This window comes from Stygiolobus caldivivus, from assembly GCF_019704315.1.
GTDB classification, from domain to species: Archaea; Thermoproteota; Thermoprotei_A; order Sulfolobales; family Sulfolobaceae; genus Stygiolobus; species Stygiolobus caldivivus.
The window spans coordinates 2139583-2155775 of record NZ_AP024597.1; the positions used below are offsets into that span (position 1 = coordinate 2139583).

15 protein-coding genes are annotated in these 16193 nt (G+C 38.0%); 8 read left to right on the forward strand and 7 right to left on the reverse strand.

Going from position 1 to position 16193, the window contains the following annotated elements:
* Positions 1-32 precede the first annotated feature (32 nt).
* The 5 genes from KN1_RS10610 to KN1_RS10630 all read left to right on the forward strand — a co-directional run bounded on the left by KN1_RS10610 (position 33) and on the right by KN1_RS10630 (position 6736).
* On the forward strand, positions 33-2783 hold the full coding sequence (locus tag KN1_RS10610; protein ID WP_221287508.1) for a hypothetical protein: 2751 nt from the start codon (positions 33-35) through the stop codon (positions 2781-2783).
* Between the two features lie 867 nt (positions 2784-3650).
* Positions 3651-4160: a hypothetical protein gene (locus tag KN1_RS10615; RefSeq protein WP_221287510.1), complete on the forward strand. Its 510-nt coding sequence runs from the start codon at positions 3651-3653 to the stop codon at positions 4158-4160.
* A complete protein-coding gene (locus KN1_RS10620) occupies positions 4157-5509 on the forward strand; it encodes an ATP-binding protein (RefSeq protein ID WP_221287512.1) in 1353 nt (450 codons plus the stop codon). Before KN1_RS10615 ends, KN1_RS10620 begins: the two co-directional genes overlap by 4 nt.
* A 31-nt stretch (positions 5510-5540) precedes the next feature.
* Positions 5541-6311, forward strand: coding sequence for a hypothetical protein (locus KN1_RS10625; protein ID WP_221287519.1), 771 nt, complete (start codon positions 5541-5543; stop codon positions 6309-6311).
* 77 nt (positions 6312-6388) lie between these two features.
* Positions 6389-6736, forward strand: coding sequence for a DUF973 family protein (locus KN1_RS10630; RefSeq protein ID WP_221287521.1), 348 nt, complete (start codon positions 6389-6391; stop codon positions 6734-6736).
* Positions 6737-7243: 507 nt separating this feature from the next.
* Here KN1_RS10630 and KN1_RS10635 read toward each other — a convergent pair.
* Positions 7244-8767, reverse strand: a complete 1524-nt coding sequence (locus KN1_RS10635) for an APC family permease (RefSeq protein ID WP_221287523.1) — start codon at positions 8765-8767, stop codon at positions 7244-7246.
* A 209-nt stretch (positions 8768-8976) separates the two neighbouring features.
* On the opposite strand from KN1_RS10635, the gene KN1_RS10640 reads away from it, so the two are divergent.
* Positions 8977-9795, forward strand: a complete 819-nt coding sequence (locus KN1_RS10640) for a cation diffusion facilitator family transporter (RefSeq protein ID WP_221287526.1) — start codon at positions 8977-8979, stop codon at positions 9793-9795.
* Positions 9796-9843: 48 nt separating this feature from the next.
* Positions 9844-10377 (forward strand): HAD family hydrolase, encoded by a 534-nt coding sequence (locus KN1_RS10645; protein WP_221287527.1) that lies wholly within the window; start codon positions 9844-9846, stop codon positions 10375-10377.
* Here KN1_RS10645 and KN1_RS10650 read toward each other — a convergent pair.
* The 4 genes from KN1_RS10650 to KN1_RS10665 form a co-directional block, all read right to left on the reverse strand.
* The gene (locus KN1_RS10650) at positions 10347-11126 is read right to left on the reverse strand and encodes an aldose 1-epimerase (protein WP_221287529.1); all 780 of its coding nucleotides are present in this window, start codon (positions 11124-11126) and stop codon (positions 10347-10349) included. The two genes, KN1_RS10645 and KN1_RS10650, sit on opposite strands and share 31 nt — an antisense overlap.
* Positions 11127-11155: 29 nt before the next feature.
* Positions 11156-11569, reverse strand: a complete 414-nt coding sequence (locus KN1_RS10655; RefSeq protein WP_221287531.1) for a hypothetical protein — start codon at positions 11567-11569, stop codon at positions 11156-11158.
* Positions 11556-12521: an SPFH domain-containing protein gene (locus KN1_RS10660; RefSeq protein ID WP_221287533.1), complete on the reverse strand. Its 966-nt coding sequence runs from the start codon at positions 12519-12521 to the stop codon at positions 11556-11558. The genes KN1_RS10655 and KN1_RS10660 overlap by 14 nt, the downstream gene beginning before the upstream one ends.
* A gap of 86 nt (positions 12522-12607) precedes the next feature.
* Positions 12608-13519: a hypothetical protein gene (locus tag KN1_RS10665; protein ID WP_221287535.1), complete on the reverse strand. Its 912-nt coding sequence runs from the start codon at positions 13517-13519 to the stop codon at positions 12608-12610.
* Between the two features lie 137 nt (positions 13520-13656).
* On the opposite strand from KN1_RS10665, the gene KN1_RS10670 reads away from it, so the two are divergent.
* On the forward strand, positions 13657-13914 hold the full coding sequence (locus KN1_RS10670) for a 50S ribosomal protein L13e (protein ID WP_221287537.1): 258 nt from the start codon (positions 13657-13659) through the stop codon (positions 13912-13914).
* A 26-nt stretch (positions 13915-13940) separates the two neighbouring features.
* Here KN1_RS10670 and KN1_RS10675 read toward each other — a convergent pair whose 3' ends face one another.
* The gene (locus KN1_RS10675) at positions 13941-14414 is read right to left on the reverse strand and encodes a DUF2258 domain-containing protein (protein ID WP_221287539.1); all 474 of its coding nucleotides are present in this window, start codon (positions 14412-14414) and stop codon (positions 13941-13943) included.
* Between the two features lie 564 nt (positions 14415-14978).
* Positions 14979-16094 carry an MFS transporter gene (locus KN1_RS10680; protein WP_221287541.1) on the reverse strand — a complete coding sequence of 372 codons (1116 nt, stop codon included), beginning with the start codon at positions 16092-16094 and terminating at the stop codon, positions 14979-14981.
* Positions 16095-16193: the final 99 nt, after the last annotated feature.

Genomic DNA, 16193 nt, shown 5'->3' on the forward strand with positions numbered 1-16193 from the left:
AGTTTATAGTATTATTTTATAAAGATAATGGTATGGATATCGTAAGGAGTTTTGATCATACTCGCTCCGCTACCAGAAGGATGAGCTCACCTGTTGAGGGTGTGGAGGTTTATGTTGGGTCGTGGTTCTTAGAGAATTACCCTACCAGTATGGACGAACCTAGAGAATCGGAGATAAGGATTAAGCTCCCGCAAAATATGGTATTACCTAGGGAGTTTTACGTAGTGTTAAGGGACCTGGATTCACAAGCAGAGCAAATGAGGCTTTATTTCAGGCTGGAAAACGATCAGGACGTTAGCAAGGGGGATGTAATAGGGTCTTCGCTGATAAAGTCAGATAGGTCAATAAGGCTCCTTAGACCAAACACTGAGGCTAAATACTATTTGGAAATAGAGGGGAATAGGTACGTAGTAACGGTAGTGAACTTCGTACCTATAGTCATAAGGGAAAATGGCAACCATACGTTTCTATTTGAACTGTCTATAGAGAACATCACTGAGAACAGGGTTGAGTTCGTAGAAAAATTTTACGTAATACAACGTATTACTGTAAAATATATTTTATCTAAAGTGTTCGATAACCAATTTTACCAATCTATAGTAGGGAGTATACTTAATTATTCTTCAGCTTTTCCGTTAAAAGTGTATTTGTATAAGGAGGGGAAGTTAGAGGATAAAAACGCCTTTTTGTATAAACCGTGTAAGTCTTCTTACCTCGAAGACCAAGACGAGGCTAAGTGCTTGGGTAGCCTCAGAGATGAACTAGATCAGCTGATAAACAAGTATAAACCTGAAAGACCTGATGAATACTTAGTCCTTATAGGTTCAAAAGCCGTCAACGATGTTGTCGACAAGTCTCTTTCATTAATGTTCTTTGAGGACCTCATGGACTTCTTTACGGATATTGTACCCGTTTATATAATAGGTAGGCAAGCTGAATACGTTGGTGGAGTAGAGAAGCTTTTTCTCAATATGTTCGTGGCACCGCCTGATAGGGTAGAGGACTATGTAAAGGGCTACTTAGATTTAATTGCGAGGCATGACTTCGTTAGTGACGCGGGGTATACTAGAGTGGAAGACCTAACTTTAGTTAAGCAAGGTGACTTTTACCTGCTGATAACTCCTATAATTACCCTCGATTTTATTAAGGCCTTAATAGGGTATGTGTTAAGTAAGGATGAGGAGAAAGCTAGAGATTTATTAGAGAACTTCAAGGAATATCAAGCGAAAAAAATAAGGGATTTGCAGGCTTCGCTACTCTCAAAAATACTTGGTAAAAACGTTAACTATGAAAGGCCCTCTTACTACTTTTCTAAAGCGATATATGAGCTTACTAGCTCTGATTGCCAGAATTCGCCGTATTATTTTCCATTTAGTAGTCTCCTTATCCAGAGGGACAGTAATTACTTATTTACAATTCCATTTATTGAAGAGCAATGGGGGTGTAAGACATTTTACGGGTTAGGTGACCTCTTCGTTAATATCCTTTTAGACGGTAGTTTAGTGCTTTTAAGCGGGGTTGAAAGAGTCATAAACACTGTTAGGAGCTATATTGACGAGGTAGACAAACTTGATTTAAACCTGGTTAAAGAACTAGACGTAAGGCATGAGTTCCTGATGCGCCTTCTAAATGACTTAATAGTTGCTATACTTTTTAATAATAAGAACCAGCCTAAACCGGAAGTTGATAGGGTAGTAGACCTCTCCAAAAGGGCATTTATTATAACTTATGCTAAACTTAAATACGACCTACACCGGGTCTATGCGTTATTTGAAAAAATATGTTATAATCCTAAAGCGTCTTTCATTAGGAATATACTGAAATTATACGGTGATGATAGGGAGAAATTCATCCTCGATCTGGTATTAACTCTACGTGATGCCTATTTTATAAAATTGTTAGAGTCAAACGGGATTAAAATTACTAGAAACTATTTCTACCTTCTATCTATAAATAAGGCTAATATACCTAAATCAGAGATAAAGAGTGCAACGTCTACAATTGAAGGACTAATAAATTTCTATTATAAATATCATACCAGATATGGGAAAAGAGCAAAGGAGATATTGTTACCTGTCTTCCGACAGTTTGTATTAAACACGTTTATTAGAGGATTAAGACTTCCCCCGGCGGACGAGATCCCTTCGTCTTTCAATGCACAAGAGTTTTCGTCGTTAATTAGTGAGGTTGACTGCGGGTTACCTTTATTGAGTCCTAACTTGCTCGGGGCTTTTGAGAGTAAAGTAAATTACGAGGCGTTTAGGAACGTCCCTCTACCGGTTTTAATATACGTACCAGATAGGAATACCATTACTGTGAACGGCAGGACAACTATGGTCACAAGAAAAAATTTCGTATTATTTTCCTTTACTACACCCATAATAACACTAGAAGATGAGTTCACACTTGCTCATCACGGGCATAAGATAATGGTAAAAGGAGAACAAGTATATGTAGAACATGAAGGTAATGAGCACCCCGAAATTATAATAACATTAAAATACCCCGACGTTAAGGAGGCCCTGAAGTACATACCAGATGAGGGCTTATTTACTAAAAACTTTAATGAAATTTTTAACACTAACTATACCTCGGCATTTTCTATCTTGGATGATATAATTACGTCTGCTAGGGATCAGGGAGTAGCTTTAGCGTGCGCGAATATTCAACCAATGATAAACCCTTCTGTGACTGCGAGTGTTAAATTTAAGCCTGGGTCAATAAGGCTTGGGCTCCTGACCCCTACTAGACGTAGAGATAGAGATACCCGTATTTTCTTGTAGAAAGCGAGGTAGGAACCACGGCATTTATACCGGAAAATTACGGTAGTTTTAAAGTATATTATACCCGACATCAGTCTGAAATGCAACAGAGTCCTGAACGACTTAGCGTATTGAGGAAGTCCCTTTGTCCATTAAAGGTTCTATACGCTTATGTCTCTAATATACCTACAGTTTAACGGGTCTATTGCGAGTCCCGTAAATATCGTTTTATCCCCTTTTTGGGTGTGGGCTTATATTGTTTTTCGCTAACTGTTTACTTGTTTTGCCCTTATGATACTAAGGGAGGACATGACACTATCATTCAGCAGTTATTCTACTTTAACGTATCTAAAAGATTTTCAATAGAACCGGTGAATTACCTAAACTATTTTCAACAGGCCTGAGGAGTTCCCCAATCCCGAGATAGCTCTTAGTAATGCCCAGCCCCTTTTAGTACTCCATATTTTTCAATAAACCGGACGTAAAAACTAAAAACTTTATCAGTAATACCAAGTGTTTCGTATTACCAAGGAAAAGTAGAATAACTGCTGTATCATTCTATAGATCGTGCGTGAAAGGGATTCAGCCCCGTAGCGACGGTATAGGAAAAGGACTTAACATGCCTCAAGTACTGTGAAGAGATTTATAGCTTAATGACTGCAACATGAAACTTTTATCTGATTTGTATTTACTGTTTTTTAATTGTATTTTATTATTAATCTTATTTTTTATACAAAAATGCGGTTACTATACTGGAGGGGTCGTTAGGACGCCATACACAAGGCCTCTGAAAGTCCTTGCTGACGTAATTCTGCTGTGGTTTATAATAAGTGCTAATCGTATTATGCCCCTTTACGTTTTTAAAAAGAAGGAGTTAAGGAAAGAAGTATGATTACAAAGGAACAGCTAATGAATGTGTTGCAACAGCTTTATGACGGAAAGCCCGTTGCTTTTTCTAAAATAAAAAGGAAGGTACGTGAGAGCCCAGAGACTATCGAAGAACTCTTGACTGAGTTAGAGGGAGAGGGGCTAATTAAGAGGTACGACGTTGGGGGAGGAAAGGCTTATGAGCCTGTTAAGAGCGACCCGACCGCTCAAATACTTTATATGCTCAAGGAAATAAAAGAAGAGTTAAAACGATTGGAAGTATTAGTGACTGATAAGAATAGAATTGATTTCTCAATTTTTGATAAAATATATGATGAAGTTAAGGACAATTTAGGCTATGCATCACTACAATCTATACGTATAGAACTAGGGTTGTCCAGAGAAGAGTTCTACTCTAGGTTTAAGAACCACATAGAGTCCAATTATGACCTAATAGCAGGGGGAGAAGAGGGGTTAATGAAGAAGGGGGTAGTTTACGGGATAATAAAGAAGAGGGGTAATGGGAAATGATATGTAATATCCCTAAGGTTACAGTTACCACGTGGTCGTCAGATAATATAGTCCTAGCAGGCCCTACCTATAGGCAATACCTCAACAAGTCTATAGATATTATTAACTCTAAGGATGTAGCGTCAATTATCGGCCAGCCTGGCATGGGGAAGACTACTATCCTCAGGAAGGCTGAAGAGTCGTGCAAAGGTAAGATGTTCACTTTCTTCTTAGACTTAGCTAGTAAAAACGAGATAGAAGAAGAGTTCTGGAGTAGGATAGACCGTTTTAAGTTAAGGGAGATAGTACTCCCTAAGATGGACAAGAAAAAATACGGCTACTCTTTCTTTAAAAAGCTTAGAGGCTTAAGTTTTGAAAGCCACTTAGAAGGGCTATGTAATAAGCTTAACGACCCGCTACTTAGGCTTTACTGTGTAGACTACAGTAAGGACTTTGACGGTATGTTAAGGCTAATCGGGGACTTAAAAGCGATTACCGACGTCGTCCTCTTTATAGATGAGGTGAGGGACTTCCACCTATCTAAAATACACAGACTGATAAACTCAGGGCTGGCAGTCCCAGTACTTATGGCAATACCTACTGATGCTTATAATAAAGTCACGGACCTAGCTATAAGGAGGAGGTTGGACGAGAGTAGGATAAGCCTAGACAGTGCATTAACATCTGAAGATATAAAGGAAATAATAGAAGCCTACTGTAAACCGCTTGCAGATGAGCTATACCCTATAATTTTGTCCATGTGGAACGGGAAGGAGCTAAACACGGTAAGTTCAATTTTACAGTACATAAAGAGTGAGGTGGACAAAGCTATAAATGCGTGTGGTAAAGAGGAAGTAGACTGTGTAAAAGAGAAAATTAAAAGCTCTTACACTTTGAAAGATGTCGAAAGCGACTCTAAAACACTAGAAAAGATGATAAGAGAAACTATAAATAGTCTTTCTAAAGAGCTGGAGATCTCATACGTACACCCTAGGGGCAAAAGGGTCGAGATAAAAGGTAAAACTATAACCGTCGGGATCTTCTTTATTTATAACGAAATGGCTTACATAGGGCTGGTTAAGCTAATGAACAGTTCCGAGGTAGACTTAGAGGCCCAGCTGTTATCTTTTCTGGAGGTTGTGGAACATGATAAGAAGGAGTATAAGGTGGCTAAGAAATTTATAATAACCAACGGTAAGATAGACGTACAAGGAGTTGAGACCGTTGAACTGTCTACACTAGAAGTGGTTAGGATTATCCGCGGGGACAACGTTATCTTGGACGAAAAGGTTAGAAATTTATTAAAGAACATCCTAATTCAGAAGGATACGAATACTGTAAAATCTCCTGAATCTGAAGTAGTGACATAATTTTTAAGGCTATGAGGCCTTAATACGTCTCGTGATCGATGCCAGAATTATAAATTTCCTGAGGCTTGCCGAAGCTTACAAAGGTGATCTAAGGCTCCTAGGGGAGTTAGAGTTATCTATAGGAAATATGAAAGTAATTTCGTCAGTAAATATAGATGAGGAAGACTTTAAAAACTTGTTAAAATTAGGAAATGATGATATAACTATTAGGGTTGGCGAAGGTTTCCTCTCTATTTATGATAATGTCGGGAAGAGGGAGCTGAGAGTATACAGTGAATTGAAGGAGTTGTTTAAAAAAGCCTTAGCTATTTATGAACTACTTAAAGTACAAGCTCCATCTATCGTTGTGTTCCACGGTTCTAATTTATCGATAGTGAAGAGGGTAATAGGTTACGGGGTTAGGAAAATAGAGTATTTTGAAGCTACGGGTACGGTGGTCTTAAACGACTTGGTCGAGTTGACCAACTGGGATGAGAGGTGTTTGATCAATATTTTGCTCTATGCCGGTGACGTGATCAAGCCCCTAAAAATTTCAGACTGTCAATACTACTTACCATTATTACCGCTATTAGTTCAAAGAGGGGGAATTTTTGAGAAGGATTATGCTGAGTTCGGATGTAATAAGGTATCTCCGCCTAATTTGAACCTTCTTAAGGTCATGTTAGAGAAAAATTTAAAAAATTGTTACCATATATCTGCTGGTCATCCTGACAAGAACATAGAAAAAATTAATTATATTGAAGCTAATTATGAAAGGGCTAGAGTATTTATAGTAGATGATAAAGTAAACGTTAGCACTTAAATATAGTGGTTAAGGACGCATAATAGCTTATAAGATGAGCAAACTTTAATAAGGAAGTGAAATAGAATAGACTAATTATGAGCAGTTATAACCCAGGTTATAATCCAGTATACAATTATCCACAAGTAAATTACCCTCAAGCTAATCTGGTGAAATACGTAAGGGTTGGGGAAATTTATATGAGGGGAGTAGCTAAATTGTACTTATACTCCATGGGTCAAGTTTCTGTTTTATCTGCTCAAATAGATAGTACGCCATATGTTTCACAAGCTTTGTCCTCATACTATTTGATGAAAGGCTATAATGAAATTACTGTATACTTTTCAGGAATACTTAATTCCTTAAAAGTAGGTGAAAGGAGGACTGTTCTATTAACGACTGGGGACAAGGATGTAGTCGGTATACCCGCTGTCGTAGTGGGTTAAGTACTTTGTCTTTGATCATCCTTATTTTCTACGTCTTTGATCACTTTTTCTATAACTATATTTATATTCCTTAAAATTTCTATATGTCTTATAAGAAATGCCTCACCGTCATCTGTAAGTATGTAAAAAACCTTTCTTTCTTCTTTCTGTTTTTCTACTACACCGTATCACTAGCCTCTTTAACGTAGTAAAGACTAAGCTTTTTGGGATTTGTTTCCCGTATAGAGCCTGTAAATCTTTAACTATATCGGAAGCCCTAGCTCTCTTTCCCCTTTTATAAATAACGAATGAGACAAATACTGGCAGGAGTCCTCGTAATATTATCATGCGTTCTCCTTTCATGTATATGAAATGATTAGAAAATCATATATTATAATTTTTTGCAATATACCTTAATTATATCAACAACTTTTTTTGTCAAAATCTATTGATACTAACCGGAATATATTCTACCCAGAATTCTAATTGATATATTTATTATAAAAAAGTAATGTGACTTAATATTGTTTATATCTTTTTTAATCGAATTTCTTTCAGCCCAGAATAAACCCCCCAAGGGTAAAATACCGCCAGAGATACTAATGCTACAATAGCGGATGAAAGATAGAAATTGATCAAATTTAAAGCTCCGTCACTTCCCACATATGACATTAAAGTGAGGAATGCTATGTATACTATGTACCAGAGCGAGTTAGTGAAGTTTTCTCTTACCTTAAATATAAGTCCGAAGATAATAGCTCCTATTGTCAGGAGTAATACGGCATAAGGCACAGAAGGCCAACCAGACCAGAACACTATTAATGAAGCGGACACAAAAGCTATAGCCGCTATTACCTCACCTGCAGGGATAATTTTCTTTGTAACCCCTTGTTTTCTCAAGACTGTCATTGCTATAGGGTTTACAGAAAACCCTAAATACCCGGCAATTACTGAATCGCTAATTAGGCCGTAAATAGTAGGGAGAGGCGAAGAAATATACGTTACTATAGCCCCTACTATGGCGAACACTAAAAGTGCCCATGAGGGTATAGCATATTTTTGGTGTAGGTCTTCCATTACTTTTGGCATATATCCAGACCTACTCATAGCGAATAAAACTCTAGTTCCTGCCCCCAGGTAAATATACCCCGTTACAAATGGACCTACAATACCTATAATTACCGTAAGTAATAGTAACAGATTAGCGTGGTAAGAGGAAGCGATATCTATAAATGGATTCCCTGGTAAGTTCCCTATCGAAGCCCAGTTGCCTTCACTTATACCTAACCCTTTCCAGTTCAATGAGCCTACGAAGGCTATTGCAAAAAGTACGTAAATTAATGATTGCCCTATGACCGTTAAAATTATCCCCTCCTTAAGTTTTTTAGGTTCTTTAACCTCTTCGGCGTAATCCGGCAGGACTCTTATTCCACCAAAAGCGAACATTGCTAGCGGTACTGCAGAGAACACCCCAGCGACACCAAAAGGCAGGAACCCGTAGTTTGTGAAGTTACCTAAGTTAAACCCCACGAAAATAACCCCTAACGCTACGGCGATATACATGAGTAATTTTATTGTCCCGAATGTAAGAGTTGATTTCCCAAATGCTTTAACGCCAAAATAATTAAACGGTATAAAGAAGACCAGTAGGGCAACTCCTACCAGGACCCCTTGAATTGTAGGGACGTCTTGAGAATTTATAAGATATGGATAAAAATAGTTCAAGCCCTCTACAACAGCTAAAGCTTCAATGGGAGGGATAAATAAGTACCAGATTAGGTCAGCCATCGCGTTTATAAAGTTGGTAACCCTCCCGTGGCTATACAAGGCGTATCTAGAAGGTCCCCCGGCCTCAGGATATGTCAGTGATAGTTCTACATAAGTAAGACTTACAAAAAAGTAGAATATTGATCCGATTATCCAGCCTAATACTACACCCGGTCCAGCTACAGCTGCCATTCCCGCCGAACTGAAAAGGACTCCCGTACCTACGGCACCTGCAATTCCGATTATGATAAGCTCCAGTAGGCCCAATTCTTTACGTAAAGGCATCGATCACATATAGAGAGGCAAAGAATATATAATCTTTTTTAAATAACTCATAAGATAATCTTATTAATCATATATTAATTAATTAATGTTAAATATTATCTATATTGGTTTTAAGTGTTTTTTAACCAAGAAAGAAATAGGTATTCATGTCGTGAAAGTTAGGTTTTCCCTAAGTCAAGTATATAAAATATGTGGGAGATAAGTCTAATGTGAGAAGAACAGAACTGGGTTTTTGGAGCATATTTATAGTAACTCTAGCTATGGCAATTATAGGTAGGAGCGTTACTCTTGGTACCGAATCGATACACGCACTAATTGACGGTTTAACCGTTTCTTTTTCTGCGTATACCATAAAGATTATCAACAAGAAAAATAGCGTATATACTTACGGCTTTCATAGACTGGAAGTGTTCAGCTCATTAATGAATGTGTTAGTAGTAATAGTAGGTAGTTTGAGCGGAGCGATATTAGCACTATTTTTCCTATTCTCTGATGTTAAGGACAGCCCACTTGTCCTGATCCTAGCTTCCTTGTCGTCGCTCATAATCTCCTTATTAATCGTTAGATATAGTGAGGAAGAGGAAAAGAGTAACGGAGTTTTATTGCACGCGGTCCAAGACGGTATTGTATACTTAGTTGGTAGTGTAGCGGGCTTGTTAATATTGTTGACTAAGGATTATTATATAGACCCGCTAACTGCTATTATAGAAATCCCTCTAATATTAATCTCTTCCGTAAAGGTTCTGAGAAATTCTTTCTATATATTAATGGAACGTTCGCCGGTTGACGTGAACGAGGTACGACAGCAGTTAAACGGAGTATTTGATAGTATAGACGATATACATGTGTGGAATTTGTGCGAACATATAGTAGTAGCTACCTTACACGTAAAGGAGAAACCTGACCTGACTCTGAGCGAGTTAGACAATAAGAGGGCCCTAGCGGAGGAGATACTAAAGAGGAGGTTTAATGTTACCCATGTTACAATACAGTTTGAAAGCTCTAAAACGCATGACCATAATTTTTAAAAATCTTGTAACAAAAAATTAAATAACTAGTAGACATGATTGTTGATAATGCCGTTTAAGGTCCTTTTAGTAGACTTTGACAACACTTTATTTAACACAGACCCTTGTGTAGAGCAAGCTTCCTTAGAACTCTGGGGAGAAAGGCTGAGCGGAGAAGAAATAAGGAAATCTAAGAGAAATGGAAAAAGCGCAGTATATTCATTAGCCTATACCAAGTACCATTATTTAGCTAAACCAAACTTACCTCTAATAGAGTACCTAAAAGAGAGGATAAAACAAGGAGATAAGGTCTTCGTCCTTACTGCAAGGCATTGCTCGGTAAGGAATTATGTCGACATGTCTCTTCTGTCTCACGGGCTTATCGTGAACGGCGTCATCTGTAGGACAGACGATGAGATGAAAATGAGAGACGAGGAGTGGAAAGCGCAAATGATTTCAGTATTTAAAGGTGAAATAGAGGTCTATGACGATAAGGAAGAAAATCTAAAATATTTCCTTGATTTAAGGATAGGTGCTAAGTTATTTCTAGTAAAAGCCTCAGAAATAATACCCTACCTTAATAAAGTGAACTCTACCTCATAGCTTACCGTTTCATTGGGTGATATGACTTTAAGGCCTAGCCCGTTATGATATGCGTCAGGGGCTCCGCTCATAGGTTCTACAGCTACAGCACCTTGCACTGTGTATAATTGTATATAGTCCAAGTTTTTCTTCCTAATCCTAATGGTAGAGTAGCTTGATGAAAGGGTTATATTTTCTTCCGGTAGATAAAAGCAGTCATCATATTGCTTATTTATGATCTCATCGTCTTGCATTTCACCCGTAGGGATCTTATCCTGGCTTATGCACTTCCTTGCCTTATTCGGCATTAAGCTCCATTCCCCCTTTACTATAAAATAGGGGTGAAAACCGACAGTTAGAGGTGCGTCGGATTTTCCTATATTTGTTATCCCAAGGTTTACTAGAAACGAATGCGAGTTTATTTTATACTCCACCACTATTTGTAAGATAGTAGGATACCCTTCGGAGTTTAAGACCAGTGATAGCTCAACTTCATTTTCCCTAACCCTCTTTACATCCCATACCTTGTCCATTACTAACCCGTGAATCGCATTTCCTTCACTGTTTAATGGGAGGGAGTATTCCTTGCCCTTCCAAACGTATTTCCCACCTTTCACTCTGTTGGCATAAGGTATCAGTAATGCCATCCCGCCCCTTGTTTGCCTCTCTTTACCCTCTAACAAGACGGGTTTCCCGTTTAATGTCAGGTGGTATAGGTATGCTCCCTTTTCTAGGATTATAGCCCTAGACGAATCATTTAGTATTTCCACAAAATCATCACTATTAGTTTAAAAAATTCTTAACTTAAAATAGTTGATGCATACCCGCCTACAAAACCGTTGATTACGTTAAAGGCTATAATCAGCCCTATGTAAGTCTGGGGATAAGGTACATGAAACGCATAAGGTAAAATTGAAAATATGAGATAGCCTACTCCTACATAAATCCCTAGCCTCCTTATTCCTCCTAGCTCTTCTCGGATTACTTTAGATCTGACTGGAGTTACGAATGCTATGATACCCGCTAGCATTATTATCTGTATTATTCCGAGGGCTGGGGATTGAAAAATCGAAATTATGGGAGAGATAGATATATCTGTGGGCGGGTAAAATAACTTCACGATACCCGCTAAAATAGCCATAACTATTGTTATTACGAACGAGAACCCTATCCCAGTCAGTACATTCCAGCCTAATTCTCTACTGTTGATCATCTCTAGTCCCAGACGTCTTTACATCTCCGAAAATCTGTTTTATAGCTGTCTGGAGAGCTGGAGACGAACTGGTAACAATTCCCCCGCTCCCCGTACCCGGTGCTTGTCCAGGATTGCCACCGGTCATTATTCCAGTCATATAAGGTGACCCGCCACTTACGACAATTGTAGATAGGTCTGGGAAATAGGGGATCCCTAAGGCCATGTTCACACTAGCGGGGTCGCTCTTCTCGGCTAATATCCTTGCTAGCCCTAACCTCACTGCGTCATATATTTCGATCCCTAGATCTCTGAGCTGTAATATCCTTCTCAGCTCAGGGTCTTGTGGGATAAGTTTTATCATTCTTACAGAAATTAGTTCAATCCCTATTTCTGATAAAAATGTTTTCAACCCAGCTGTTACTGCGGTGGTTATATCTCCAAATTTCTTAAATACATCTATTAGTTTTACGTGGTTTAAGACTTGGCTTACTTCTTGGTCTACTATAGGTGATATATAAGCTGCTAGGTCAGCATCTCTGAAAAACTGCCCTCCAAACTGGACATTAGTGGCTAAGAGAGACGGGTTTTGGACCCTAAAGTACACTGCGACTTCATATTCCAGTGGGACTAGATCGTCAGTTTGGCTTACTCCTGCAAGCCTTACTTCATGCCTCGTTGTAGACACGTAAAATATTACAGTATCGAAGGGGAGTTGGTTATATTTAAATCTTGATAGAAATGCAGATAAAGGGTTAGCAGGGGACTGTATATTATGGCTCCCGGGCGGGAGTTCGGCAGCTATCTGTCCTTGGATTACTACTACGCATCTTTCTGTCGGTTGAACAATTATTATAGATTTAGATGTTATATTTTCTTTGGGATACCTAAAAATTATTACATCTTGTCCCATCGCAGAGCTTCCGTTGTCCAACTCTGTCGAAACCACTTGACCTCTAATTGTGAATGACATTTTATTTCGTCAAATTATTGTTTTATTCGTTCTGGATAAAAAACTTTATTCAACACACTAGACAATTTTAACCTAAAGAAATTACGTTAGTCTGCTTTACCAATTAATGAGAGTAATTTATAAACCAGGTTGTTAACCATGACGAGAGGAAGGTCTATTTCCTTTCCCCATTTTTTCTTAAATGCAAATATGTTATCCCACTTCTTATTTTTACCAGGCTGTACTCCTCCTAAGTCTAGTATATAATTTTTATCTCTAAAGTAATTAATTTGATCGTTCAGAAGCAAGTAATTAGCCCCTAATTCTCTTCCCTCGTTCGACGACCCGGCATCAGTATAATACCCTATTTTACTTTCCTCATCATGTATAATAAAAACCCCTGAAATTACTTTATCGTCCAAGTATGCAAAAGTAGCTCTTAACATACCTTTTTCGTGAAGATAGTTATAGAACTTATATCCACTTTCAAATTCGGTTTTTTCTTTAGTTTCAAGGGTATTAAGATAACAGTTATTATAGTATTCCTTATAGGTCTCATAGTTAAATGTGTCTGATACTTTAACTCCTTTTTTCTTTGCTATATTGACGTACCTTTTAGTTGAATAACTCTCTTTCCACTCTTTGTCTACAATTATATACTTAAATTCGCGTTTAGGCATTCCTTTAAACGCTTCTAATTTTACCTCCTTTCTAGTGGGGACGTGAAGTAAAGATATTAGCTCCATTTTCTTTTTTACAATTTGTAAAAATTTTGCTATGGTTTGTTCGTAATCCTTAGAAGTTACTATCGGCAATATTGCTGTAGAGATTTTTATGAAATATCTTTCTCTGGTGTTAAAGTAAGTGTAGGAATCATCATCTATCATCATAAATCTTACACGCCTTATGTTCTGTCTTGCATAAATCTGATACGGATTGAGCAAAGGGTGCTTATACATAGAATTTTTATATATATCATATAGCTGATCTAGGTCTTGTTCCGAAACTATCTCTTGCATTTTTCAAAATATCTTATAAGATTTAGCTTAAAACATAAACTATCAAAGTCCAAAAAGTATGTGCTGTGCGCCATTCATATTACTCTTCTATGAGTTAAGTAAATTTTTTATTCATAGTTAGTTTCCAAATTGTTGAAATGGAGGTCAAGCCTGTAGTTAAGAGGCCTAATTACCACTTCGAATATAAATATAATAGAAAAGAAACCAAAGAAGGTAGAGGTTTTAGTATAGGAGAAATTAAAGAAGCTAAGATAGATTTTCAGCGAGCTAAGAAGCTAGGCATAAGGATAGACAAGCGAAGGAAAAGCGTGCACCGTGAGAACGTAGAAGCTGTTTTGAAGTATATGGAAGAACTAAAAGGACAAAAAGAAGGTGGAAAAGAAGAAAAGAAATAGAAAAAAGTTTAACAACTAATCTACATTTATTCCATACTCTTCAATAACTCTTCTATCTGGCCCACTTTTTTCTTATAATTTTGTACCTCATTTTCAAGGGACTTTATTTTATCTTCATACTCCTTGCACATTTTCCTGATTTTATCTTCATTATAATATCTCATTATCCTTAGGTTGGAGAAGACTAGCTTCTTGTTTTGGTCATCGTATTCGGCATCCACTACTATTTTTATAACGTCCAGCTTGTCTAATTTCATCTCATTTACAATCTTCTCGTAAAGCTCCTTATTCAACTCCGAGACATCCCTTATTATAATGTCTTTTGGGACCATTCTACTGAAGGCAACGAGCGCGACTCTCCTCAATTTATCTGCATATCTAGCGGCAATGATCAATCCCGTACTTAATTCCATCTTATTCTTACCTATAGCCGTAGCTCTGGCGGTTAACTGTTCGTATTCCTCTGCTCTCTCTAAGTCACGTGAGTACTCCTCAGCCATAATTATAATTATATTTTTAGGGAATTAAAGACTTACGTTATATTCAACAAAGAATTTATATTACACTTAAATTTATGCAAGACTAATCACGGTTACATTTTGCCTTAACGTAATAGATTATTCTCGATGTCAACGCACAGCGTAATTTACCCTCAACTTTTAGTTACTTTTAATCCCGTTAGGGCATACCTCCCACGGTTATAAACCTAGGTCTGTTAGAAGCGTCAGGGTGTGGTCACCTTAAGGGATCATACACAGCCCTCAACCCATTAAGGCTAGTCGAGGGAAACGCTCGTATAAACAATACCTTAGTCTGATGATATCGGGAAGCAGTTAGAATATTTGTGTTATGCAGAAATGCTGGAGTGTGAGTTTAGAGCGTGATGTTCAAAGTGCGGAACAGATTGAAATATTAAACTAACGAGGTGTATTATCCTCTACCAATATCTCCAAAGAAATGTGAACAACTTAAGGAAAATCTCTCGGTACAAGGGCACATCATTTTATTTTCATTTTTTATTATTTTCCTAGTCCTTTTCTTATTTTTTTGAAAAATTATTTTCCCTAACTTTCCCTTACCTTAATAATAACGATGATAAAAGCTATGAACGACATTATTGCGGCGAAAATGTAAGCATAGGAGTAGCTAATTTGATATAAGAACCCCATAAGTGAGTTCCCAACTAACAACCCTATGCTCCTCCCGAAAGATAGTGCCCCCATACTAGACCCCGTACCTTGAGGACTTAACTTAGACATTATTGTAGGTTCAAACGTTTCCGTTGACGCTACTGCTATCCCCATCAGTGCAGAGAGAAGGTAAATAAACAGCAGTCCGTGAGACGACAAGATTGCGAAACCCAATGTGGCTATACTTGCTAGGAGGTAACCTAGGAAAGCTAACCCTTTATAACTCTGTAATTTAGCCTTTCCAAACACGTACCCGAACAGGGATGAAAAGCCTAAGAACACACCGTAGGTAATTGTAGCTAGGTAAGTCTTATGCGATACCCCGTAGGCCGTGAGTATGGGAAAACCGAAGCTGTACTGGCTAAACCCGAAGAACATGGTGGACACGACAAGGAATAATGCCGTTTTTCCGGGCCTTTTCGGGATCCCCTTTTTTCCAGCCTTTACTAGGTAAAGCAGCATTGTAGACACTGTCAGGGGTATCAAGGTAAAAAGTAAAATATACCCTATCCAAATGTTAAAATATAGGGCTAAAGTTAAGTAAGTAACGGCTAGCATTGCTCCTCCTATATCTAAAGCATGCAATATACCGTAAGCTTCTTTCCTTTCTTCATCTGATGTGACTTCCGCTAGCATTGCCCTCCTTGCTGGAGTCCTGAAATTTCTAGACCACCACCCCGCTACAAATAGGATTACTGCTTCTAAATAGTTCTGCGCGAGTCCCGTAAAGGATAGGATAATAATTAACGCGTTCCCCGTAACAGCTACTATTTTACTCCCTACTCTGTCTGCCATATATCCACCTAATAGGGATATTAGGCTTCCTCCCCCGTAGTTTAGTGCCTCGGTTATCCCGTAGATGAATACCGGTGCGTGAAAAAATACGACGAGGAGTATTGGTAAGGAGCCTACAGCAGCTTGGTAACCTAAGTCGGCAAAGAAAGCTGAAAACGATATTTTGAGCACTTCTTCCTTATTTCTCAAAGGCATACTACAATATTTAGTATATAATATAAAAATTAATCACGAGGTTTTCTTAGTCAAGTGTGCTTGGTTAGGTACTAAAGGGCAAGTCCCTGCTCTCCCGTC